The sequence below is a fragment of the Faecalibacterium prausnitzii genome (genome assembly GCF_003287495.1).
In the GTDB taxonomy this organism is placed as follows: Bacteria; Bacillota; Clostridia; order Oscillospirales; family Ruminococcaceae; genus Faecalibacterium; species Faecalibacterium prausnitzii_I.
Window position 1 is genome coordinate 286143 of the sequence record NZ_PRLE01000002.1, and the last position, 25824, is coordinate 311966.

Genomic DNA, 25824 nt, shown 5'->3' on the forward strand with positions numbered 1-25824 from the left:
CAACAAGCGATAGGAGGAAAACCCGCCATTGTTCGATAATATTTTCGCAGCAATCGAAAAATGGATGAGGGAACTTCTTTCCGGCATGGTGGAGTCCAACCTGAGTACGATGTTCACGGCGGTCAACCAACAGACCAGTGAGATCGCTGCTCAGGTCGGGCAGACACCGCAAGGGTGGAACAGCAGTATTTTCAGCATGATCCGTAACATTTCGGATTCGGTGGTGATTCCCATTGCAGGAATCATCATTACGCTGATCCTCTGCTACGAACTGATATCGATGCTGACGGAACGAAACAATTTGCACGATGTGGACACATGGATGTTCTTCAAGTATTTCGTGAAGATGTGGATCGCGGTCTATCTCGTCAGTCATACGTTCGATATTGCAATGGCGGTATTTGACATTGGACAGTCGGTGGTAAATTCTTCCTCCGGCATTATCCGTGGCAATACCGCCATTGATATTAGTTCCCTTTCCATGCAGATGCAGGCGGCAATGGCAACGATGGCGATTGGCGAACTGGTGACGCTGGCATTGGAAACCCTTGTTGTAAGCTGGTGTCTGAAAATTCTGTCGGTGGTTATCACGGTAATTATGTACGGCAGAATGATAGAAATATACCTCTACACTTCGCTTGCTCCGATTCCATTTGCAACTATGAGTAACCGTGAATGGGGTCATGTGGGTACGAACTACTTCCGAGGTCTGTTCGCGCTGGCATTCCAGGCGTTCCTGATGATGGTCTGCGTGGCAATCTATGCAGCCCTCATCGGCAGCATCCGGGTATCTTCGGATATTCACTCGGCTTTGTTCGGCACGATGGCCTACACGGTGATTCTTTGCTTCTCGCTGCTCAAAACGGGAAGTCTGTCCAAACAGATCTTTGGCAGTCACTAAATCCGGGAAAATCCAATGAAAGGAAAAGACAGCAGACAACGCCGTTTCCCGGCGGCGGTCTGGCTGTTCTGGTGATAAATGGCCTATGTGACGATTCCCAAAGACCTTTCCAAAGTGAAGAACAAGGTCTTTCTGAACCTGACAAAGCGCCAGCTTGTGTGCATGGGTTTCGCAGCAGGCATCGGCGTTCCGTTTTATTTTCTCATGCGCGATACGCTGGGGACCAGCAATGCAGCGGCAGGCATGGTGCTTCTGATGCTGCCGGAATTTTTCTTTGCACTGTACGAGAAAAACGGGATGCACCTTGAAACCATCCTGACGAACTTCATCAGCGTCCGATTCAAACGCCCTGCGGTACGCCGTTATGAGGTCGAAAACCTGTATGAGCGGGAACTGGAAACCGCAGCACCGATCCAGAAGAAAGGAGGCATCTTTGGTAAAAAGTGAACCGAAGAAGAAACCGCAGCCGGGCGGCTTCTTCCAGAAGTTCTTTCATAAACCCGAAAAGAACCAGAAGGAACAGCGGCTCACCGTGCAGCGTTCCATTCCATATCTGGAAATGGGGCGCGACGGTATCTGCAGGGTGGAGGAACATCTGTATTCCAAAACCGTCCGATTCTACGACATCAACTACCAGTTGGCGCAGAATGAGGACAAAAACACCATCTTTGAAAGCTGGTGCGACTTCCTCAACTATTTCGATGCCAGTATCCGCTTCCAGTTGTCGTTCATAAACCATAAAAGTGACATGAGCGAGTACAACAAGGTCATTCAAATCGAGCCGCAGCACGACGCGTTTGACGATGTGCGTATGGAATATGCACAGATGCTGAAACAGCAGCTTGCCAAGGGCAATAACGGTCTGGTTCGGACGAAGTACATCACGTTCAGCATCGAAGCAAAGAGCGTCCGGGAAGCAAAGCCCCGGCTGGAGCGTATCGAAACCGATATTCTCAATAATTTCAAGGTGCTGGGCGTGAAAGCCTATCCGCTGAACGGTGTGGAACGGCTTCAGATTATGTACGAAACCTTTCATCAGGAGGAACAGCAGAAGTTCGATTTCAGTTATGACCGCATCCTGCAGAGCGGCATGACGACCAAGGACTTCATTGCTCCGACCAACTTCCTGTTCAAGAGTGGCAAGGACTTTATGATGGGCGACACCTACGGTGCAGCATCCTATCTGAACATCCTTGCCCCGGAACTGACGGATAAGGTGCTGGCCGAGTTTCTGGACATGGACAAAAATCTGGTGGTCAGTATCCATGTGCAGTCGGTAGACCAGTTGAAAGCCATCAAACTGATCAAGGGTAAAATCACCGACCTTGATCGTATGAAGATTGAGGAGCAGAAGAAAGCTGTGAGGTCTGGTTATGATATGGAAATTATTCCGAGCGACCTTGCAACTTATGGCGGCGAGGCCAAGAAGATTCTGGATGATCTGCAAAGCCGCAATGAGCGTATGTTCCTTGTTACGGTGCTGTTCCTCAATACGGCTAAGACCAAGCAGGATCTGGATAGTGCTGTGTTTCAGACTGCTGGTATCGCTCAGAAGTTCAACTGCACACTGAATCGTCTGGATTATTTGCAGGAGCAGGGCCTTATGAGCAGCCTGCCGCTGGCAAATAATCTCGTTCCCATCAAGCGCGCACTGACGACCACTTCCACTGCGATTTTTGTTCCGTTTACGACGCAGGAGCTTTTCATGGAGGGCGATTCTCTCTATTACGGTCTGAATGCGGTATCCAACAACATGATTATGGCAGACCGTAAGCAGCTTAAAAATCCCAATGGTTTGATCCTCGGTACACCGGGCAGCGGTAAGTCGTTTAGTGCAAAGCGTGAAATCACGAACGTGTTCTTCACCACAACGGACGATATTATCGTTGCAGACCCGGAGGGAGAGTATTATCCGCTGGTAGAAGCGTTGGGTGGTCAGGTTATCCATATCTCGTCCACCAGTAAGGATTATATCAATCCGATGGACATTAACCTGAACTACGCGGACGATGATAACCCGCTGGGCATGAAATCGGACTTTATTCTTTCCCTGTGCGAACTTATCATGGGCGCACGGGATGGCATGGAGCCGGAAGAAAAGTCGGTCATTGACCGCTGCCTGCCGCTGGTCTACCAGAAATATCTGAATGACCCGAAGTCCGAAAATATGCCCACGCTCGGTGATTTGTACGACTGTCTGCGGGAGCAGAAAGAACGGCAGGCGCAGCGTATTGCAACGGCACTGGAAATCTACGTCAATGGTTCGCTGCGAGTGTTCAACCACCAGACGAATGTGGAACTGGATAACCGCATTATCTGTTTCGACATCAAAGAATTGGGCAAACAGCTCAAAAAGCTGGGTATGCTTATCGTTCAGGATCAGGTCTGGAACCGTGTCACCATCAACCGCAACGCAAAGAAAAATACGCGATACTATGTCGATGAATTCCATTTGCTCTTAAAGGAAGAGCAGACCGCAGCATACAGCGTCGAAATCTGGAAGCGGTTCCGAAAATGGGGCGGTGTACCGACAGGAATTACACAGAACATCAAGGATTTGTTGGCTAGCCGGGAAATCGAGAATATCTTCGAGAACAGTGATTTTATCTATATGCTGAACCAGGCATCCGGCGACCGACAAATCCTTGCGAAGCAGCTGAATATTTCACCGTTCCAGCTGTCGTATGTAACGAACAGCAACGAGGGCGAGGGGTTGCTGTTCTACGGCAACACGATTATCCCGTTCAAGGATAAGTTCGATACTTCGCTGAAACTGTACAGCCTGATGACCACGAAGCCCAATGAGATGGGAAAATACAAGGAGAAGAAAGAAGCATGAACACACCGAACATTTTTGACCGACTGAGCCGCAAGATTCATCATCACTCTGACATGGAGCCGCACGAAAGCGATTCCGGCCCGCCTTTTGATGAGGTGGAGCCGCTCAACTTCCACGATGAAGAATCGGTGGTACATACGGTGCTGGAAGATTTCTATGCGGTTGGCACACTGGCCGATGAACTGACTGACAGCTTTCACATGGAAGCCTACGGTTATCTTGACCGTGAGGAAGTGAACGCCCGCCTGATCGCCTTTGCCCGGAAGCTGGAACAGGTGCTTGACAAGTGGGAAACTCACGCAGCCCTGATCGCATGACGGTTCCAGCCGGAAGGAGGTGATTTTCATAGCAGACAAAAAGTTTCGGGGCAGAGATAAAATCGTCCAGAAAATGACCAAGGATGGTCTGGTGGATGAAAACCTCCGCACCGGGGAACAGAAGTCCGCGACCGCAGCAGAAAAGCCGGAGCAGGAAGATTCGGCAAAAGAAACTGCGGAAAAGGAAACAGATGAAGAACCTATCGTGGAAGAAGAACGGTGCATGGATGCCGGGGACGGGGAGGAGGATGCACCCCGGCATCACAGCACCGCCAAGCAGAGCGCGGACTATTACAAAGCCCATCAGGAGGAGGGCAAGCCGAAGGATGCGCCTGCGGAATCGGATGCAGAACCGCAGACCAAGAAAGGACGACTTTCCTTTGAGGATGAAAAAGGCGGCATTGTCCGTGGCGTAGGAATGGGCGTTAAGAAGGTGGCCAAGAAAGGAGTGGATACCGCCACCGGGTTTGCCCATCAGAAAGTACATCAGGTGGAAAAGGACAATTCCGGTGTGGAAGCTGCCCATAAGTCGGAAGAAGCCGCCGAACGCCTGCACCATTTTGTCAAAGGCAGGAAAAAGCCCAAAGATAAATCTGCCAGAGCGGAGAAAAGAGGTGGGGAGGATCAGAAATCCAGCCGCCTGAAATTTTCCGAGAGCGAGGGCGGCACTGCAGAAAATGCAGCAGAACCGTCGCTGAAAAAGAAACAGCCCCAGTCACCACCGACTGCCGCAGGAGGTGAAACAAAAACAGTCGGCGCGAAGTTTTACCAGAAAAAGCAGTATAAGGATGCCTATGCAGCCGCCAAGCGCGGTCAGAAAGCCGGAACTGCCGCCAGCAAGCAGGCGGCAGCGGCAACCAATACCATTACGGAGAAAGCAAAAGCGGCGGTGCAGGAGATCGTCGCGCAGAATAAAACCCTGTGGGTCAGTATTGGTGTGGGCATCCTGTTGGTGATGGTCATGCTGGGAGCCTTTTCAAGCTGCGGTGCGGCGATTCAGGGGACCGGCAGTACCTTTGTAGGAACGACCTACCCCAGCAAGGATGCCGATATGAAAGGTGCAGAAGAAGATTATCTGAAACTGGAAAAGGAACTGGATAAGCAGATTCGGCAGATGGAATCCACACATCCGGGCTATGATGAATACCGCTATCAGCTGGATGAGATCGGGCATGACCCGTATCAGCTGATTTCTCACCTGACGGCGGTTTATGAGCAGTTCACCAGAGGACAGGTCAAGCCTGTTATCAAGGAACTGTTCAAGCAGCAGTATCTCCTGGAAGTGTGGGAAACCATTGAGATTCGCACTCGTATGGAAACCAGAGTAGGGGTTCGGCCAACGATTGATGCTTTTGGGAATGTCAGCATGGAAACCTATACCTATCAGGAAGAAGTGGAATATGAGTACAAAATCCTCAATGTCCTGCTGAAAAATAAGGGCTTCGATACCATCGCGCGGAAGAACATGAACCAGAAGCAGACCGGGCGGTACGATGCCTATAACCTGACCTACGGAAACCGCCCCGAACTGTTCGGCGCAGGATCACCGACTTACAGCGGCGGCACAACGGGCAGTATTGGCACAGGCGGTGGTACTGGTGGTTCTGGCGGTGGTTTCAAATATGATATTCCATCGGAAGCTCTGTCGGATGAAAAGTTTGCAAGGATGATTGAGGAAGCTGAAAAATATCTCGGTATGCCGTATGTGTGGGGCGGAAGTTCCCCAAGCACCAGTTTTGACTGCTCTGGCTTCGTCTGCTGGGTCATCAATAACTGCGGCAATGGGTGGAGCGTTGGGCGTACAACGGCCAACGGTCTGCGCGGGAAGTGCAGCTATGTTTCTCCTGCGGATGCACAGCCCGGCGACCTGATCTTCTTTGAGAAAACCTATAACACCGTTGGCGCGTCGCACGTTGGAATCTATGTCGGCAATGGCATGATGATCCACTGCGGCGACCCCATTTCCTATACCAGTATCAATTCGACCTACTGGCAAAGCCACTTTTTAGGCTTTGGCCGCATCAACTGAAAGGAGAGCCGATGGGCAAAAAATTACAGAAATATCTGGATGAAGCCGAAAAGACGGAACAGCAGATCGCGGAACTGGAAGAACGGCTGAGAACCATCCGGGCAGCACAGAAAAAGGAAGAGGACAGCGAGATCATTCGTGCCATCCGCAGCACCAAGATGGGCGGGCGCGAACTGCTGGCTCTGCTGGACAACATTCAGGCGGGCAATGTGACGTTCCTGACCGCTGTAAACAAGGCTTCGGAAGAAGCAGAAACGGAGGAAGCGATTGAAAAAGATGCTTAAACGGCTGGGTGTTGTTATTCCCAGCACAATTCTGACCCTGATGATGGCGGTGGGCTTTTCGACCCCGGCCTTTGCCTATGTGGATACCACTGAGGTGGCAGAGGAACCTGTGCAGGTAATCGAGGAAGCAGAGCCGACCGAGGAAGAAAAGATCCCATTCACCATCGCGGGCAACGGTGAGGTGGAGGACAACATGGTGGATGACCCCAGTAAGGAGTTCTTCACGGTCAAGACCAAGGGCGGCAACACATTCTTTCTGGTGATCGACCGGGCGCGAAACAGTGAGAACGTCTATATGCTCTCGATGATCGACGAGTACGATTTGCAGGAGTTTCTGGACGATGAAGATCGGAACGGCAAACAGGAAGAAGAAACACCTGCGGTAGTCCTGCCCGAAACCAAACCCGAAACCACCCCGGACGTAGAAATCGAAGAACCGAAAGAGGAATCAAGCGGCGGCATGAATAAGATTCTGCTGCTGGTATTCGTGGCTGCGCTGGGCGGTGCAGGTGTTTTCTTCTATTTCTACATTTATAAGCCGAAGCCGAAAGAAGAAACGCCGCAGAGTGAAAATCTGGAAACCGACCAGAGCCTTGCGACTGTGAACGAGGATAATCAGTCCAGCAACGAAAATGGCACATAAGAAAACCGTAACATAAGGATGCAGGGGTAGTCGAAAGGCTATCCCTGCTTTTTTCAAAAAGGAGAAAGCGTTGAAATATCTGGTGATTGCAGAAAAGCCGAATGTATCCAGAGCCATAGCCAAGGTGATCGGTGCATATCGGCAGGAGGACGGGTATCTGGAGGGTGGGGATTGCGTGGTAAGCTGGTGTCTGGGGCATCTGGCAGAGTATGCAGCCCCGGAACATTACGATGAACGCTATGAGAACTGGCGTTTTGAGGATTTGCCGATTCTCCCTGTTGAGTGGAAACTGCTGGTACACAATACCAAGAAGCCGCAGTTCAATGTTCTGCGCAAACTGCTCCGCAGCAAGAAATTTGATTATGTGGTGAACGCCTGCGACGCAGGGCGCGAGGGTGAAGCAATTTTCCGTCGTGTGTATGCCCTTGCCGGAAGTAAACTCCCCATCAAGCGGCTGTGGATCAGCAGCATGGAGGATGCCGCCATCCAGCAGGGCTTTGAAAACCTGAAAGATGGTGCGGCCTATGATAACCTGTTTGCAGCGTCCGAGTGCAGAGCAAAAGCAGACTGGCTGATCGGCATGAACGGAACCCGCGCTTTTACGAAAAAGTACGGCAGAAAGCAGACCATTGGTCGTGTGCAGACCCCGACGCTGGCGATGCTGACCGAACGGCAGGCCAAAATCCAGAACTTTGTAAAAGAACCCTATTATAAAGTGGAACTGTCCGGCGCGGGTGTTGTGGCGGCATCGGAACAGATGGCGCAGGAGCAGGATGCCGATACCATGCAGGCTGCTTGCGATGGACAGTGCGCCGTGGTTGGCAGCATCGAGCGCAAGAGGGCAGAAAAGAAGCCCCCGAAGCTGTATGACCTGACAACTTTGCAGAGAGAAGCAAACCGCTATTACGGCCTGACCGCCAGCCAGACCTTGCAGGCGGCGCAAGAATTGTACGAAGAAAAGCTGGTGACATACCCCAGAACGGACAGCCAGTTTGTGACCGAGGATATGCGCAAGACGGTGGAATCTCTGGTGCTGGCCTTAGATGGCGCGGCGGCAGACGTAAGCTGCGTTATCAACAACAGCAAGGTCACAGACCATCATGCGCTCCTGCCGACAATGCAGGGCGCAAAGTGTAATAAGGCAAAGCTGTCCGAAACCAAACAGAAGATTCTTTCGCTTATTATCTGGAAGCTGGTGCAGGCTGTGCAGCCGCCGTTCATCTACGAAGATGTTCTGGTGACGGTATGCTGCCAGGGCAGGAACTTCACGGCAAAATATAAGGACATTTTGCAGCCCGGATACACGGCAAAGCCCGTTCCGTTTGTGGAGCCGGAAAAGGACAAGGATGTACCACTTCCCAAAAAGATGGAGCAGGGAATGGTTCTTCCTGTGGTACGGGCAGAGAAAAAGCAGGGCTTTACTTCGCCGCCGAAAATCTACACCGAAGATACTCTGCTGTCGGCCATGGAAACGGCAGGCAACAAAGAATTCGATAAGGACACCGAGAAGAAAGGTCTGGGAACACCGGCAACCCGTGCTGCGATTCTGGAAAAGCTGGTATCCTCCGGCTATGTACAGCGTAAAGGCAAACAGATGATTCCCACGGAGGACGGTGTAGCCGCAATTCGCAATATCCCGGACTACCTGAAATCCGCCAGCATGACAGCTGAATGGGAAAATGACCTGCTGCGGATGGAACGCGGCGAGATCAAGCCCCATGATTTTATGCAGGGCATCCACGGACTGCTCGATAAGATGCTGGCTGACCTGCGGCAGATTCCTACCGTCGCGGCAACTCCCAATTATAATAAGGTAAGCGTGGGAAACTGTCCGGTCTGCGGAAACCCTGTGCATGAAAGCAAACTCAGCTTTTGTTGTGCAGACCGTAGCTGCAAATTTGCACTCTGGAAAGAAAGCAGATACTTGTCCAACATGAGAAAGACGCTGGACAGGAGGATGGCAGTAGACCTTTTGAAGAAAGGTCGCACCCATGTAAAAGACTTTTATTCCGTGAAAAAAGATAAGACATTCGCTGCTGACCTTGTGATGCGCGTCGAAGATGGCCGCGCACAGTACAGTTTGGAATTTCCCAAAACACCGATGAAAAAGAAAACGTAAAGGAGGTTTGACCCTTGCCACAGATTAACGATATTCGAGAATTGGCGCAGCAGAACGCCCGGTATGTCAGTAACTCGCCACAGGACTGGATGAGTTATCTGGATGTGGCGGCGCGGCTGTACCGCTATTCGTTCACCGATGCGCTCCTGATCCACGCACAGCGGCCCGATGCGACCGCCTGTGCAGAACTGGAACTCTGGAATCAGAAAATGAGCCGATGGGTCAACCGTGGTGCAAAAGGCATCGCGCTTCTGGATGATACCGGACCGCGTACCAGACTGCGGTATGTGTTCGATATTGCTGACACCCATCTGGTGCGCGGCGGAAAAACACCGCTCTTATGGAATCTGGACAGCCACGAGCATGAGCAGGCTATCTTAGACCATCTGGCAGATACCTACGGTTTATCCCAGACGGACAGCATGAACGCTGCTCTGCTGGAACTGGCACAGCAGCTGACCGCCGACAATCTGGATGAAGCGATGGACGGTCTGGCCTATGAGGTGAAAGACACTTTTCTGGAAGAACTGGACGAAGATAACATCCGTGTCCGCTTCCGGGAACTGATGACCAACAGTATCTTCTATACGCTTTCCCGGCGTTGCGGGCAGGAGCCTATGGATGTGCTGGACGATGATGACTTTATCCGCATCGTGGATTTCAACAAGCTGCAGGTGCTGTCGTTCCTTGGCAACGCGGTTTCCGAACAGTGCGAAGCGGTTCTTTTTGACATTGGCCGTGAGATGCGGAAAATTTACAAAAAAGAAATCACGCAGCAGCTTGAAAAAACTGTTGACAGCTTGTATAATACCAATACAGACTTTAGTGTATTAAAGCGTGAAACTGAAGAAGCCACGACCAAAGGAGGACAAGAAAATGGAGTTGACGTATTACCGCAAGGGAGATTATCTGTTCCCGAATCTGGCCGTGCAGGACGAGCCGCAGACCATCGGGAAGTACGGGATGCTGCGCAGGACGTATCTGAAAGAGAACCGCAAGAACTGGTATCAGAGTATGCTGATGAGCGGCAGGCTGAACCAGCATCTGGCGCAGATCGAGGAAGAAGCGGAAAGCAGGGTGGAAACGCTGCTGGACAGCCTGAACGAGAAGTTCCCGGCACCGAGCAAGGAGCAGGACCCGCTGGCATGGGCGGCGCACCAGAACAACCTGACAGCGATGGCCGAGGAGATCGTCTTGAAGGAATTGGTGTACAATTAACTGAATCGACAACGGAACAGGATTTGAGCGAAGCAGAGGAAGAAATTGCCTCTGCTTTTTCTTTTCCTGATCTGCCGACCGTGGAACAGCAGATCCGCGCCATTGAAGCACCGATCCAGGCGCGGTATGCGGATGAAATTGCACTTGATTCCGAGGTGGTTGATGAAGTTCTGCGCACGGGCAGCAACCGCAGTAAAGGTCAGCTTCGTCTGATCTACAATTTCATGGTTGAGAAAACCCCGGAAGAGTACACGGAGTTCGTGAAAAACGAATATGGTACGGGCGGCAAAGGCTTTGAAATTGACGGTTCAAAGTATGCAGTCTGGTTCGATGATCTGGGGCTTCGCATTGCAGCAGGTGACACGGCCAAGGGCGGCACGCTTGTCAATGCGTTTTTGTCGTGGGAGGATGTGAGCAACCGTATCTATGAACTGCTCCGGCAGGGTGAGTATGCGCCGCAGGCGGTTCTGGATGCTGCACGGCAGAATGCTTTGCAGGAACACGCGCAGACATTGGCTTATATGGAGCGCGACTTGGCCGATGGCGTTGCCGAAGCAGTGTTTCAGGATACAGAAATCTTCAGGGGCGGTTTCCCGGAACTGACGGACAGACTGGCGGGCCTGCTGGACGATGCAGCTTTTCTGACCGATCTCAATGAAAGATTGTCCGCGCTGGGAGAAGCCTATGCCGAAGATAAAGACCTGATGCGGATGCACTTTTATAAGCCGGATAAGGTTGCGGCGCTGTTCCAGCAGTTTGCAAAGCCTTATCAGAACTACTCGGCGCGGGATGGCTTTCACTGGAATGAGTACAAACGATTCATCACGGAAGATGAAATCAATGGATATTTTACACGGGGCAGCAATTACTCGGACAGTCGGCTGGCAATCTATTCATTCTTTCTGAACCACGAGGACAAAAAAGAGCGGGCAGACTTCCTGAAAGACCATTACGGAATCGGCGGCAGCAGCCATGCGCTCTGCGGGGCAGACGATTCCCACGAAGATCACGATGGCAGGGGCATTGCTTTGGAGCGTGGCCCATACGGGAACCCGTATGCCAGCGTTCATTTGAACTGGAATCAGGCTGCAGGCCGAATAGAGCGGCTCATCCACGACAGTGAATATCTGAAACCTGCGGACTACTCCCGGATGCCTGTCTATGAGCGCGAGCGGATGGCAATGCGGGTGATGGGATTCTATCACCATCTGCCGAACGAGGTAGAACGTCCTTATCCGCAAGACCTTTACCATGAAGAAGGCCGAAAAGCTCTTGTTGAAAAGCTGACAGACTCCGAACAGTCGGCAAAACTTCTGGAGCAGATGGACAATGCACTGCTGTCTGTGCCGCTGGATTCGGAAGAATATGAGCGCAAGGCAGAATTCCTCTCTATCCTGCACCAGTATGTCGAGGGAACGTACACGATTTTCCCGGAAAAGAAAAGGGCTGTTGAGATTGCGGTTCCTGAACAGGGGCAGATGTCTATGTTCGACTTTATGGAGCAGGAGCCGCAATCGAAAGAGCAGTCAACCGCCGCAGCGGTTGAGGAACCTCGAAAGGCAAAAGTCGTTGCACGGTATCAGTCAACGGTGATGATGCAGGCGGGATATATCGAGGATATTGCAATTCTGCAATATTCCGATGGCAAATTCTATAACCATTACAACTATGACGAAGAAACGGGAACAGGTACAGCAGAAACAGGGCCGTTTAACAGTCTGAATGATGCAAAGGCGGTTATTTGTCAAACGAGAGAAGATGCAAAAGCAGTAGAATCGTTTGAAAATCAGCCTAAGCAAATGTACAGCAGAGAAAACGGCAGTTTTCTGTATTTGGACAATAACCATCTGTACCGCATTGAGCGTTCCAATGCGCATGACGTTTATCTGAAAGATATGGAAAATTCGGCGGTGGCTGGCCGGGTCATTCCGTTACCGTCATATAGCGAAACGCTGGCGAAGAATCCGCTGAACGATTTCCTGAAACTGGATGCAGACCATACCCAGAAAGACAGCCGCAGCATCTATAAAGAATGTCTGTACACGCTGCTGGAAAAGGTAGAGCGCAGCGAAATCTATCCGCTGCTGCGTGATCGCGATACCACCGAGGAAGAAGCGGAAAATCTGATCCGTGAGAAAATCGAGGATTTGTTTGCTTCCGGCGAGGTGGAAAATGCTGCTTACTCCGAGGCTATCGACACATGGGCGCACTTCGGAGAGTGGATTCAGGAAGATATTTTCCAGCGCACCTATCAGGACGTTATTACGGACAGGCGGGATGCCGTTGCACTGTATCAGGATAGCAAGGACGCACCGCAATGGGTGCGCGGCATGATGGTTCCGTATGCAGCGGAAGAGAAGGCCGTTGAGCCGACCTTGCAGCCCCTGCCGCTGGATGCCGCCAACGAGTATAACGCGCTGAAAGAACGTCACCCGGATGCTCTGGTCGGCTACGAGCAGTACGGAAACTTTGAGTTCTACGGCGGAGATGCAAAGCGCGTTTCCGAACTGCTTGGAACAAAAATTCTGGAAAAGGAAACCGCGTTCGACAAAGTTGAGGTATCTGGTTTTCCGCGTGAACAGTGGGCTTCACAGGCAATGAGGCTCTGGAAGCAAGGGGAGAACGTCTATCTGTCCGGCCAGCAGGAAGATGGAACCCATGCCCAAACGAAATACTTCCGCAGAGAGGAATATCTGCCTGTTAATACCATCATCGAACTGGACGATAGAGAGTTCCGCGTGGATTCTGTCAACTTTGAGCAGGGAACGGTCAGCTTGCAGGACATGACCCTTGCGAAAGAAGCTCGGTATCCGATCTTCCGAACGGAACCGCTGGATTACATTCGGCACCTGTATGAGCAGGCAGATGTGCCGATGGAAGAAGCAGTGGAAATCACGGTCTTTACGGCTCTGCACAACGCTGGCGTTGCATACGAGGATTTTTCCCCGGAGCAGATGGATGTGATCTATTCGGTGGCAGAATCAGGCGGCGAACTGGAAGAACTGCTCAACCCTGACTTTCCGCCGGAACAGATGCAGCTGATCGCAGATGTGCAGAACCGAACGGATGCCATCAGCCGTGCAGCGGCAGAGGAAGCCCTTGAACCACTGACCCAGCAGCCTATGACCACGGCAGAGGTCAACCATGCAAGGCGGCAGCACAATCTTCCGCTGGACAGTGGAGCAGAAACGGAACTGCCTGCGCAGTCCAAACAGGAGTCTATGAACTTCCGTATTACGGACGATGATCTCGGTGCAGGAGGGCCGAAAGCAAAGTATAAAGCCAATGTGGAGGCCATTCGGGTGCTGCAAACGCTGGATGCAGAGCAACGGCAGGCTACCGCAGAAGAGCAGGAGATGCTTTCCCGGTATGTGGGCTGGGGCGGCATTCCGCAGGCGTTCGACGAAAACAATGCGGACTGGACAAAGGAACACGCTGAATTGGAATCGCTGCTCACGGCAGATGAGTATAAGGAAGCCCGTGCCAGTACGCTGAATGCGTTTTACACTTCTCCTACGGTCATCAAGGCGATGTACGAAGCCCTGGGCAATATGGGATTGTCCAAAGGCAACGTGCTGGAACCGTCCTGTGGTGTCGGCAATTTCATGGGTCTGGTGCCGGAGAGCATGGAGAAGATTCGGATGTACGGCGTGGAGCTGGACGGCATTTCGGGCCGCATTGCACAGCAGTTGTACCAGAAAAACAAGATTGCGGTGCAGGGCTTTGAAACCATGCAGTTCCCGGACAGCTTTTTCGACTGTGTTGTGGGCAATGTGCCGTTTGGCAATTATAAGGTGCCGGATAAGCGGTATGATCGCCACAATTTCCTCATCCACGATTATTTTATCGCCAAGAGCCTTGACCTTGTGCGTCCGGGCGGTGTGGTGGCGGTGGTAACGTCCAGCGGTACGATGGATAAGAAGGATTCTTCTGTCCGTGAGTACCTTGCCAACCGCGCCGATCTGGTCGGCGCAATTCGTCTGCCGAACAACGCGTTCCAGCGTAATGCCAACACGAGCGTAGTTGCGGACATTCTGTTCCTGCAGAAGCGTGACCGTGCGGCAGTGGAGAGGGCTGACTGGGTGGATCTCTCTGAAACACCGGAAGGCTACTCCATCAACCAATATTTCGCGCAGCATCCTGAGATGGTGCTGGGGGAGATCACCACCGAAAGCACTCAGTATGGCAAGCAGGAAACTACGGTCAAACCCATCGAAGGCGCAGACCTTGCCAAGCAGTTAAAAGAGGCGGTCGGCAACATCCATGCCACCATCACGGAGCCGGAAATCTCCGACGATGAACTAGATGTGCAGGAAGAACCCATTCCGGCAGACCTAAGTGTGAAGAATTTCAGCTTCACGAATGTGGACGGACAGATTTACTACCGTGAAAACTCCTTTATGAACAAGGTGGAACTGCCTGCCGTAACTGCAGAGCGAGTGCTGGGCATGATCGCTCTGCGGGAAACCACCCGGAAGCTGTTGGACTGCCAGCTGCATGATGGTTCGGATGCGGAAGTACAGCTTTTGCAGAATGAACTGAAACAGCAGTACACCGCATTTAAGGCGCAGTATGGTCTTATCAACAGCACTGCCAACAAGCGAGCGTTCCGACAGGACAGCAGCTATTGTCTGCTGGCATCGCTGGAAATCCTAGATGAAGAGAAGAATCTCAAACGGCTTGCCGATATTTTTACAAAGCGCACCATCCGTAAGCCGGAGCCTGTTACCTCAGTGGATACGCCAAGCGAAGCCCTGGCACTTTCCATTGGAGAAAAAGCAAAGGTGGATGTGCCGTTTATGGTGCAGCTCTGCGGTAAACCGGAACAGGAGATCACGGATGAACTGGCAGGTGCGATTTTCCGAAACCCTGTGACACAGCAGTGGGAAACCTCGGATGAATACCTGTCAGGCAATGTTCGTGAAAAACTGGCCACAGCAGAAACCTTTGCGGCAAACCATGCAGAATATCAGATCAATGTGGACTACCTGAAACGGGTACAGCCCAAGGATTTGGATGCTTCAGAAATTGAAGTACGGCTGGGTGCGAACTGGGTGAAGCCGGAGTACATCACGCAGTTTATGAAGGAAGTGTTCAAAACACCGAACTACTATGCTGGTATTGACATTAAAGCAACCTATTCCGAAATTTCAGGTGCATGGAACATTTCGGGCAAGTCGCTGGATCGCGGCAATCCGCTTGTTACCAATACCTACGGAACCCTGCGCGTCAATGCTTATAAGCTGTTGGAAGATGCCCTGAACCTCCGGGATACCAAGATCTACGATACGATTCACGATGCGGATGGCGACCACCGTGTACTGAATAAGCAGGAAACCATGCTTGCACAGCAGGCACAGGAATCCATTCGGGAAGCGTTCAAGCAGTGGATTTTCAAGGATTTAGACCGCCGCGAGGATTTGTGTGCGACCTATAACCGGATTTTCAATGCGATTCGTCCTCGTGAGTACGATGGCAGTCATATTCGTTTTGAGGGCATGACCCCGGAAATCTCCCTGATGCCGCACCAGAAAAATGCCGTAGCGCATATTCTCTACGGCAACAATACGCTGTTAGCGCATTGCGTGGGCGCAGGAAAGACCTTCCAGATGATCGCTGCCGGCATGGAAAGCCGCAGGCTGGGCCTATCGCAGAAAAACCTCTATGTGGTGCCGAACCACCTCACAGAGCAGTGGGGCGCAGACTTCCTGCGGCTCTATCCCAATGCCAATGTGCTGGTGGCAACGAAAAAGGACTTTGAACCCAGCAATCGAAAGCAGTTCTGCTCCCGTATCGCAACCGGCGATTACGATGCCATCGTGATCGGTCATTCGCAGTTTGAGCGAGTGCCGCTTTCCCCGGAACGACAGAAAGCCATTGTGGAGCGTCAGATCGACGATATTACACTGGCTTTGGCAGATGCCCGGAGTGAGGATAGCCGCAGTTTTACGGTCAAGCAGATGGAAAAAACAAAGAAAACACTGGAAGCAAAGCTGCAAAAGCTGAACGACCAGACAAGAAAGGATGATGTGGTTACATTTGAGGAACTGGGTGTTGACCGTCTGTTTGTGGACGAGTCACATTTCTATAAAAATATGTTCCTCTACACAAAAATGCGAAATATCGCAGGTATTGCCCAGACCGATGCGCAGAAGTCCAGTGATATGTTTGCAAAGTGTCAGTATCTGGACGAACTGACAGGCGGCAAGGGAGTGACCTTTGCAACGGGAACCCCGGTCAGCAACTCGATGGTGGAGCTGTACACCATTATGCGTTATCTCCAGTATGACACCCTGCAGAAGATGGGACTGAGCCACTTCGATGATTGGGCGGCATCCTTTGGCGAAACTGTCACGGCAATCGAGCTTTCCCCGGAAGGAACCGGCTACCGTGCGAAAACACGTTTTGCCCGGTTCTTCAATCTGCCGGAGCTGATTTCTCTGTTCAAGGAATCGGCAGATGTACAGACGGCGGATATGCTGAACCTGCCCGTGCCGAAAGCGGAGTACATTAACGAAGTGCTGAAACCCAGCGAGATACAGGAAGAAATGGTAAGTTCCTTTGCAGACCGTGCCGAAGCTGTACGCAACGGTAATGTGAATCCCAGATTCGATAATATGCTCAAGATCACCAACGATGGCAGAAAACTGGCACTCGACCAGCGGCTTATGAATGATATGCTGCCGGATGAGCCGGAGAGTAAGGTGAATCGCTGTGTGGACAATGCGTTCAAGGTCTGGGAAGAATCTGCGCCGGACAAGGGAACACAGTTGATTTTCTGCGATTTATCGACACCAAAGGCAGATGGTACATTCAATGTTTATGATGATGTGCGGGAAAAGCTGGTGGCGAAAGGTGTTCCTCGTGAAGAAGTGGCGTTCATTCACGAGTATAACACGGAAACCAAAAAGGCTGACCTGTTTGCAAAGGTGCGCGCTGGTCAGGTGCGTATTCTGATGGGGTCTACGCCGAAACTTGGCGCAGGAACCAATATTCAGGATCGGCTGATTGCCCTGCATCATCTGGATTGTCCGTGGAAGCCCTCTGACCTGGAACAGCAGGAGGGGCGTATTCTCCGGCAGGGAAATCGGAATAAGCAGGTAAAAATCTATCGTTACATCACTGAAAATACGTTTGATTCGTATATGTGGCAGATTCTGGAAAATAAGCAGAAGTTCATCTCGCAGATCATGACTTCCAAATCGCCTGTCCGTGCCTGCGATGATGTGGACGATACCGCGCTGTCCTATGCCGAAATCAAGGCACTGGCAACGGGCAATCCCTACATCAAGGAAAAGATGGATCTGGATATTCAGGTCAGTAAGCTGAAGCTGCTGAAAGCCAACCACACCAGCCAGATTTATAGTTTGGAATCGGATATTGCGCGCCGCTATCCGCGAGAAATCGCTGCGGCAAAGGGTCAGATCGAAGCCCTGAAAAACGATATGGAAGCGGCAAAACCGCTTCTGGCGCAGGATAAAGACCACTTCGCTATGGAGATCAGCGGTAAGGTGTACAGCGAACGCAAGGAAGCGGGTGCGGTCATCATTGAGGCTTGCAAGGCTCTGAAAGCAGCAGGCACCGAGGGCAGAATCGGCAGCTACGGTGCGTTTGAACTGCATTCCCGGTTTGACAACTTCGATAAGGTGTTCCGCCTGTCCATCAAGGGCGCATGGAACTATTCGATGGAAGTCGGCAAAGACCCGCTGGGTAATATCCTGCGCGTTACCAATGCACTGGCAGGTATCGAAAGAGCATTGCCGCAGGTGGAACGCAGACTGGAGACCTTGGAACAGCAGTTGGCGCAGGCAAAGGAAGAAGCCAAACGTCCTTTCGCGCAGGAAGCAGAATTGGCCGAAAAATCTGCGCGCCTTGCGGAGCTGAACTCTCTGCTCAACATGGACGAAAAGGGCGGTGAGGATGCGCTGGGAGTGGATGAGGATGCAGCCGAAACCGAGGTTGCAGATAAGCCACGTCAGCCTGTGAACTATGCGGGCCGCGTTGCAGAGCGCACTGCGGACAATGTGCGGAAACCCTCTGTGCTGGCACAGCTTCATGCAAAGCAGGCAGGGCGCAGCGCAGAACCGCAGAAATCCCAGAAGCGAAAAAGTCACGAAATGGAACTATAAATAGGATAACCCCGTTAGATCTCTGCAAGGAATCTAACGGGATATTTTTGAAAAAGGAGGGCATTTGCTGACATTAACACCGATCAATCTGAAAACGGCAAACGCGTTTGTGCAGCAGTATCACCGCCACCATAAACCGACGCGAGGACATAAGTTCTCCATTGGCGTATCGGACAATGGCGCATTGGTGGGGGTTGCTATCTGCGGCAGACCCGTGGCACGGCGGCTGGACGATGGCTATACGCTGGAAGTCAACCGTCTATGTACGAATGGAACGCCGAATGCTTGCAGTATTTTGTATGCGGCGGCATACCGTGCAGCACGGGCCATGGGCTACAACAAAGTTGTTACCTACATTCTGGACACGGAGAATGGCAGCTCCCTGAAAGCTGCCGGCTACACCTGTGAGGGCAGAGCCGGAGGCTTGGAATGGAACGGCGCGAAGGCACCGAAACAGGCTGACCAATATCCGCGCCAGATGAAAACACGATGGGTCAAGAAAAAGGAGGGCTTGCATGGCAGTTGACCGCAAACAGCAGATGAAAGAAATCACGGAACGGCTGGAGCAGGGCGTAAAGGACATTTTTACATCGGAAATGTACACGACGTACCTGCGCACGATGGCAAAATTCCATAATTACAGCTTCAACAATACGCTGCTGATCGCTATGCAGCGGCCTGATGCCACACTGGTGGCAGGGTTTAACGCATGGAAGAATAAGTTCAACCGCTACGTCAAAAAAGGCGAAAAGGGCATCCAGATCATTGCTCCGGCTCCCATCAAGGAAGTGGAAGAACGTGAGAAAATCGACAAGGATACGGGTCTGGCTGTGCTAAACGAAAACGGTGAACCAGAAATGGAACGTGTGGAGTATGTGGTTCCGCGTTTCCGCGTGACGACAGTCTTCGATGTTTCACAGACGGATGGGGAACCGATTCCGTCGCTGGAAGTGAACGAACTGACGGCCAGTGTCAAAGACTATGCGCTGCTTACGGCGGCAATCGAGCAGGTATCACCGGTGCCGATGCGGTTCGATGAAATCGAAGGGGAAGCTAAAGGATATTACAGTGATGCTGACAAAGAAATCTGCATTCAGGTCGGCATGGGCAAGAGCCAGACCATAAAGACGATGATCCACGAGGTTGCTCATGCGATGCTGCATAACAGCGATTTCATGAAGCAGAACGGCGAGGAAAAAGATCGGCTCACAAAAGAAACCGAAGCCGAAAGCATTGCATTTACGGTTTGCTCGGCTCTGGGCATTGATACATCCGACTATTCTTTCCCGTATGTGGCAAGCTGGGCCAGCGGCAAGGAGATGAAAGAATTGAAAGATTCGATGGATACGATTCGATTGACCGCTGCCGACTTTCTGGAAAAGCTGGAAACGGCGATGGCAGAAAGGAGTGCAGAGCGCATGACCGCGATGCAGTATGCGGAAAAGCTGATTGCCAATAGGGAGCAGGAAAAAACGATTTTCGATGATGAACAGCGAAACCTTATCGTGAATTTTGCTTTCAAGCTGGATGACCGGGCAGCAACGGAAGAACTGGTAAACGGTCTGGCGGCTGCACTGGCCGAGGATGACAAAGAAGAAGTCAACCGTCTGATGTACGATGCGCAGGAGAAAATCGAAAATCTCCCGGATGGGATGATTGGCCTTTCGGAAATGCACGACTACGGTTATCTGAACGATGATGTGCTGCCGCTGACGAAAGAGGGCGCACGGGAGTGGCATCGGCTGGGTGAGAGGATTTATCCGCTGTTCCGGGATGGGACGGCAGGTGATTATGTAAGCCAAGAGGGAATCGAGCAGCACGATGGCATTTTCGGCATTAAGGCAGACGCATGGGATGCGATCCTGCTGGAGCAGCGGGAAGATTATGCAGAGGACGAGTATGCACGCCCGGATTTTCCGCTGACAGTGATAAACCGTGAACAGGCTTTACGACTGTATGACGAGGGGAAGCAGATTTATCTTGTCCGCATCAGTCCGTGGCCGATTCTTGTCACGGCACGAGAGGAAATCGAGCGCGGAAGTGATACCTTCCAGATTGCAATAGCAGATTTGGAGCAGGAGCGGAACATGACAGAACAGGAAAATGTGCTGCTGTATGGCAGCGAAAAGCAGTTCGGTATTTATCAGATTACAGAGCGTGACCCGGAACATAACTATCGTTTCATGGGGCTGGACTATGTGCAGAAGAAAGGCATGACGGTTTCCCGTGCAGATTATGACCTGATCTATGCCGCACCGCTTACGGACAAGGATACGCTGGATGGCATTTATGAACGGTTCAATATCCAGCGGCCGGCAGACTTTACAGGGCATTCGCTGTCGGTCAGTGATGTGGTGGTACTCAATGATGGCAGTACGGTCAAAGCCTACTATGTGGACAGTATCGGTTTTGCGGAACTGCCGGATTTTTTCAAGGAAAGGAATATGGATTTGCAGAAAGAGAACCTTTTGAACGAAAAATTGCAGGAAATCGAAATCTTTGATAAGCCTGGTCTTTTTAGCAATGGCCGACTGCGGGATGAAGATGTGCCGGAGGGCTTATATCGCTATGATCTGCGCGGCTCGGACTACGACCCAGGCCAGCCCATTACAGTGGAGAAAACTGTGGTGGTGAACCATGCGGCATCTGTTCTGATGGTCGAAGAACTTGACCTTGGCGCAGAGGGGCGGTTGGAACTGGGCGAGGAAGGACTGAACTTCACAGGCGCAGAGTTGACTGTGCGAGAGTTCATGGAGGAACAGCAGCAGAAAAGAAATGGACTGATCCACGGTGATTCCGACCACATCGCAGTCGAAGGGCATATCGGCACATGGTACGCCATTGATGAAACAGAAGTCGGCGGCGAAAAGTTCTTCCTGCTGGAGCATGAGGAACACGGCGATATGGCGGCCTGTGTTGCAGTCAATGAGCAGGGCAAGCTGGTGGCAGAGGATTTGTGGAACGGCTTCGATGAGGATTTTCAGGAGGCCGTGCAGAAATACTTCTCTGAAAAATGGAATATGCCGAAAAAAGAAGATGTGGTATCGGAGATCATTGAAAAGGCTGCGCCTGTGCCGGACAACAGCGCACAGGACTATTCGGATGTGCCTGTCTACTATGAGCCGTTCAGCTATGCCAAAGAAAATGACGAGGTGGATTTATACCGTACATCCTATCGGCTGAACAGCGAGTGCAAGCAGGCAATCCATGAAGCGATTGCGGACAATTATGATGGAATGTACCTTGGCGATGGTGTAGTCGATCAGGTGGTGCGGCAGTACGGCATGGAACGTGTGGGCTACATCCTGGCAAACACCTTGCACCACAAAAGTTATGATGGCCGCTTTTCTCACAGCAACAAGGAATGGGCAGAGCAGGTCAGCACCCCGGAGCATAACGTAGAGCGTATGACGTTCCGCACGGATTGGGTGGTTGACAGTCATCCGGCTGTTTTGGATGGCTTTGTGACGATGTACCGGGATGAACTGGAAGCGCAGAAAAAGCTGGAACAGGAACAGCCTTTCATAAAGCAGTTCTATGTGGTCGAAAATTTGCAGGCCGCGCCTTTGAAAATTGAGCGGTTCGGCAATCTGGACGATGCAATGTCGCAGTATCAGGCGCTTCCGAACCATTGCATGAAAGCCTTGGGTGTGGAGAAAAATCCTGATCCGCTGCCGGGGTCGCTGGATATTTTGCAATGCAAGAACGGCATTGACACCATCGTAGAGGACTACAAAACGGTTCCGGGCTGGGATAACCCGTATATCCAGAATCATGTTTTCCAGCCGTTACAGGGGGCCTTAGCCGTGCAGGATGTGGAACTGGCCTACGAATTGCCGGATGCCTATTTCCATATCCAGACTTGTGAGGATGGTTTCGACTATACCTTATATAATAAGGACTTCACGGAACGGGATGGCGGCATTCTCGAAACGGATGGAGATAAGCCTGTGCGGGAGGCTATGACGGAACTGCTTGCAGAGTTTGGCTGCGATGCGGCAGAGGGTAAAGTCATGGACGCGGCAGAACTGCGGGAACAGGCCAATACGGTGGCTGAACAGCAGGCAGAAGTTTTGAAAGAAAAACTCGCCGCAGAAAGACCTGCGCCTGAAGAAACGCTCAGCTTTTATGTTGCGGAGTGTTTGGAGTTTACGTTTGCGGGAGAGTTCCACGACCATCTGACGATGGAAGAAGCTTTGGAAGCCTATGACAAGATTCCGTCCGAACGGATGAACGCCGACAAGTGCATTGGATTCTGCATCGAGGAAGATGGCGGCTTTGTTGGAATGTATGAGTTGGTCGTGAACGATAAAGTACAGCGCGAGAACATCAATTCCATCAACTATTTCAGGGATGATAAGCTGGTGCAGCAGGCGATCTCCGATATGGAAAAACTGATGGCGGCACGGCAGCAGAGTAAAGAACAGGAACACAGCAACACGAAAAAGTCTGTTCTGGATGCCCTGCGCAGTCTGAAAGCTAAAAAGCAGGAGCAGCCTGCACAGGAACAGGATAAGCCGAAGAAAGCGAAAAAGAAAGGGATGGAGTTATGAGTAATGTGCGTTTTGATGAACTGGAATTGATGCTGATGGCGATATTTGAACAGCCGACACTCAAAGATACGATTCAGGTGTTGACGGAGGTCCAGCCGCTTGTGGCAGAGGAGGCGGAGATGGCTGCGCTGGTTCAGCAGACCATCCCGAAGATGCAGCAGTTGAATGAGCAGCAGTTCAAGGGGCTGGAACTGGAATGGCATAGGCCGGAGGAGCCGGAAAAGGAGAAAACGTAAAATGATAAACCAGTATAGAGTTTTCCAAATCAAAGAGGTGCATCATCAGCATTGGGCAAAATCCTATGCACAGCAGGTAGAGGACGGCTTTTTGATTCATCATCAGAATTACCAGAGTGCATATAAAGGAAAGCCTGCCCCCAGCGATACGCCGATGACAGCCCGGAAGCGGCTGGAAGAAAAGCGACCAAACACATTTGTTGGACGGTCGTTTGGTGTTGGCGATGTGATCGTATGGGATGAAGAAAAGGGTCGGAAGTTTTTCTACGTCGATAAAGAAGAACTGGTAGAGTTCGGTGGCTTTATGGATGCTGATGCAGCCGGAAACACTGTCGTCTACATGGTTCCCAATTATCAGATTGATGGAAAGACTGGAACGTGGCTTCCGTATGACAGCGAAGTTGTAGAGGGTGTTTGCTTTTTTATGATGCGCAATGAGCAGCGCAAAGATGCTGTTTCTCCAGTCGTGGTAGACAGTAAAGGCGTATTTGTGACGGATGCTCCGAACGGCTTTGAAAATGTTCGCTCCATACTTACAGAGTATGTTCATCGTGCTGAAAAGAAGCAGCAGGATATGACCGAGCATGAAAAATGCTTGACGAACGGAACGTATGAACGTGCGCGGGAATCCGGCACAGAGCAGAATTACGACATGATAGATGGTTGCGTGAATAATGTGCCGAAAAAGCCACGGCGCATTGGTGGCAGATGGTCGGTGCTGGATCGGCTGCATATCAAGCAGGCACAGCGGAAACAGAAAGACCAGACCCAGCAACAACAGCAGCAGGAGAGAAGCCGTAAAAACTAAAAATCCGTTATGACGCAGAGTGGTGGTTCCTATAACAAGGAGCCGCCACTCTTTTTTGTGTGGAAAACAAAGATGTCTTGATATTTTTGAAAATCACGAGTATAATAATAACAGAACAGAAAATAAAAAACACGAAACTGTGAATGGAGGGCAGTATGGAAACATTATATGAGTATCTTCTGAAAAATTACAAACCGAATGAGCCAATTTTCCTTGCTGATCTTCAAATCGAAGGCATGAGCCGCGCCAACCTTCGACAGCAGATAAAAAAACTTACCGATGCTGGAAAGGTAAAGCGGTTTGATAGTGGGGTTTACTTCTTGCCGAAAAAAACGATTTTCAAATCAGGGTCACAGCTTCCACCAGAAAAAGTGTTGGAATGTAAATATCTGAGAGATAAGGATAAGCGATGCGGCTATGTGAGTGGTTTGATGTTCTTTAACCAGATGGGGCTAACGACACAGGTTCCTATGCTGTATGAAGTTGTATCGAATAAAGCAACGAACGAATACAGGGAAACATCTCTGGCAAAGTCGCGGGTGATTGTTCGTAAGCCGAAAGTGCCAGTGACAGAATCCAATTATAAGGTGCTGCAATTCCTTGATTTGCTGAAAGATGTAGATGTGTATTCGGAAGTTACGGGAAAGCCTTTGCAGGAGCGATTATATCAATATATGAGCGATGCAAGTTTGAGCCTTTCAGAAATGGAACCGTATTTTTCTTATTACCCGGATAAGCTGTACAAAAATCTGGTAGAAACAAGGGTGATTTATAATGGCATACTTGCACAGTGATAGAGAACAATTCCGGGATGCGATTGACTTGGCCTATGAGCAGACTGGTGTTATGGTACAGGCAATCGAAAAAGATTATTATGTTACGATGTTACTGCGGCTTTTGGCTCAGAAGATGCCGTATATCGTTTTTAAGGGTGGCACATCATTGAGCAAGTGCCATAAAGTGATTCGCCGCTTTTCTGAAGATATTGATATTACGATTGATACGCTGCTATCACAAGGACAGAAGAAAAAGATAAAGCAGGCAATCGTGGATTCGGCACAAGAACTTGGAATGACGATTGAAAATCTGGACGAAACCAGAAGCCGCCGTGACTATAATCGCTATGTGATCGCATACGATTCAGTCATTCCGATGGCAAGCGATGCGCTGAAAGCGGCGGTTTTGTTGGAGACATCTTATACGGCAGTATCCTTTCCAACTGTTTTACTGCCTGTCCATAGCTACATTGGCGACATGATGGAGCAGGAAGCCCCAGATGCGATTGAAGAATATAATCTAAATCCGTTTGAAATGAAAGTGCAGGGAATTGACCGAACACTGGCGGACAAGGTTTTTGCAATTTGCGATTATTACTTGCAAGGAAAAGTTGCAAAACATTCTCGCCACCTCTATGATATTTATAAGCTGCTGCCGCTTGTGCCGCAGGATGAGAATTTTAGAGAACTTGTAAAAGAGGTACGAGCAGTTCGCGCACAATCGGTCATTTGCCCCTCTGCATTGCCGGAAGCCGATGTTCCAGAATTACTTGAAAAAATCATAAGAGAAAAAGCATATAAACAGGACTATGATAGCCTGACAACGCAGCTATTGGAAGAAAACGTGCCGTATGATACGGTGATAGCCGCATTGAAGAAGGTTGCAGAAAGCAGCCTTTTTGAAAACAACTGAAAAATTGAGATGCCAGCCACAGGACTTTCAGAGTGAAGTCTTGTGGCTGGCTTTTTCAT

15 protein-coding genes are annotated in these 25824 nt (G+C 50.8%); all 15 read left to right on the top strand.

Annotation, left to right across the window (positions count from 1 at the left end; all coding sequences use genetic code 11):
* Positions 1 to 64: 64 nt before the first annotated feature.
* Complete coding sequence (locus tag C4N22_RS04870) at positions 65 to 901, top strand: VirB6/TrbL-like conjugal transfer protein, CD1112 family (protein ID WP_330577007.1); 837 nt, start codon at positions 65 to 67, stop codon at positions 899 to 901.
* 78 nt (positions 902 to 979) lie between these two features.
* Positions 980 to 1348 carry a PrgI family protein gene (locus C4N22_RS04875; RefSeq protein ID WP_112148178.1) on the top strand — a complete coding sequence of 123 codons (369 nt, stop codon included), beginning with the start codon at positions 980 to 982 and terminating at the stop codon, positions 1346 to 1348.
* Entirely contained in the window at positions 1266 to 3740 is a 2475-nt protein-coding gene (locus C4N22_RS04880) for a VirB4-like conjugal transfer ATPase, CD1110 family (RefSeq protein WP_242980949.1), read from the top strand. The genes C4N22_RS04875 and C4N22_RS04880 overlap by 83 nt, the downstream gene beginning before the upstream one ends.
* Positions 3737 to 4057, top strand: coding sequence for a hypothetical protein (locus tag C4N22_RS04885; RefSeq protein WP_112148180.1), 321 nt, complete (start codon positions 3737 to 3739; stop codon positions 4055 to 4057). Before C4N22_RS04880 ends, C4N22_RS04885 begins: the two co-directional genes overlap by 4 nt.
* A 19-nt stretch (positions 4058 to 4076) precedes the next feature.
* The gene (locus tag C4N22_RS04890) at positions 4077 to 6086 is read left to right on the top strand and encodes a C40 family peptidase (RefSeq protein ID WP_146746506.1); all 2010 of its coding nucleotides are present in this window, start codon (positions 4077 to 4079) and stop codon (positions 6084 to 6086) included.
* Between the two features lie 11 nt (positions 6087 to 6097).
* The gene (locus tag C4N22_RS04895) at positions 6098 to 6370 is read left to right on the top strand and encodes a DUF4315 family protein (protein ID WP_112148182.1); all 273 of its coding nucleotides are present in this window, start codon (positions 6098 to 6100) and stop codon (positions 6368 to 6370) included.
* The gene (locus tag C4N22_RS04900) at positions 6363 to 7013 is read left to right on the top strand and encodes a DUF4366 domain-containing protein (protein WP_112148183.1); all 651 of its coding nucleotides are present in this window, start codon (positions 6363 to 6365) and stop codon (positions 7011 to 7013) included. The genes C4N22_RS04895 and C4N22_RS04900 overlap by 8 nt, the downstream gene beginning before the upstream one ends.
* A gap of 70 nt (positions 7014 to 7083) precedes the next feature.
* Complete coding sequence (gene topB / locus C4N22_RS04905) at positions 7084 to 9132, top strand: type IA DNA topoisomerase (protein ID WP_112148184.1); 2049 nt, start codon at positions 7084 to 7086, stop codon at positions 9130 to 9132.
* Between the two features lie 14 nt (positions 9133 to 9146).
* Complete coding sequence (locus tag C4N22_RS13220; RefSeq protein WP_431602977.1) at positions 9147 to 18479, top strand: Eco57I restriction-modification methylase domain-containing protein; 9333 nt, start codon at positions 9147 to 9149, stop codon at positions 18477 to 18479.
* A gap of 64 nt (positions 18480 to 18543) precedes the next feature.
* Complete coding sequence (locus C4N22_RS04920; protein WP_112148186.1) at positions 18544 to 19005, top strand: XF1762 family protein; 462 nt, start codon at positions 18544 to 18546, stop codon at positions 19003 to 19005.
* On the top strand, positions 18995 to 23032 hold the full coding sequence (locus C4N22_RS04925) for a DUF3849 domain-containing protein (RefSeq protein ID WP_112148187.1): 4038 nt from the start codon (positions 18995 to 18997) through the stop codon (positions 23030 to 23032). The genes C4N22_RS04920 and C4N22_RS04925 overlap by 11 nt, the downstream gene beginning before the upstream one ends.
* Positions 23029 to 23268, top strand: a complete 240-nt coding sequence (locus C4N22_RS04930; RefSeq protein ID WP_112148188.1) for a transposon-transfer assisting family protein — start codon at positions 23029 to 23031, stop codon at positions 23266 to 23268. The genes C4N22_RS04925 and C4N22_RS04930 overlap by 4 nt, the downstream gene beginning before the upstream one ends.
* A 1-nt stretch (position 23269) precedes the next feature.
* Complete coding sequence (locus C4N22_RS04935; protein WP_181567169.1) at positions 23270 to 24076, top strand: YodL domain-containing protein; 807 nt, start codon at positions 23270 to 23272, stop codon at positions 24074 to 24076.
* A gap of 155 nt (positions 24077 to 24231) precedes the next feature.
* On the top strand, positions 24232 to 24870 hold the full coding sequence (locus C4N22_RS04940; RefSeq protein ID WP_207657321.1) for a DUF6088 family protein: 639 nt from the start codon (positions 24232 to 24234) through the stop codon (positions 24868 to 24870).
* Positions 24851 to 25765 (top strand): nucleotidyl transferase AbiEii/AbiGii toxin family protein, encoded by a 915-nt coding sequence (locus C4N22_RS04945; protein ID WP_112148191.1) that lies wholly within the window; start codon positions 24851 to 24853, stop codon positions 25763 to 25765. Before C4N22_RS04940 ends, C4N22_RS04945 begins: the two co-directional genes overlap by 20 nt.
* The last annotated feature ends 59 nt before the right edge of the window (positions 25766 to 25824 follow it).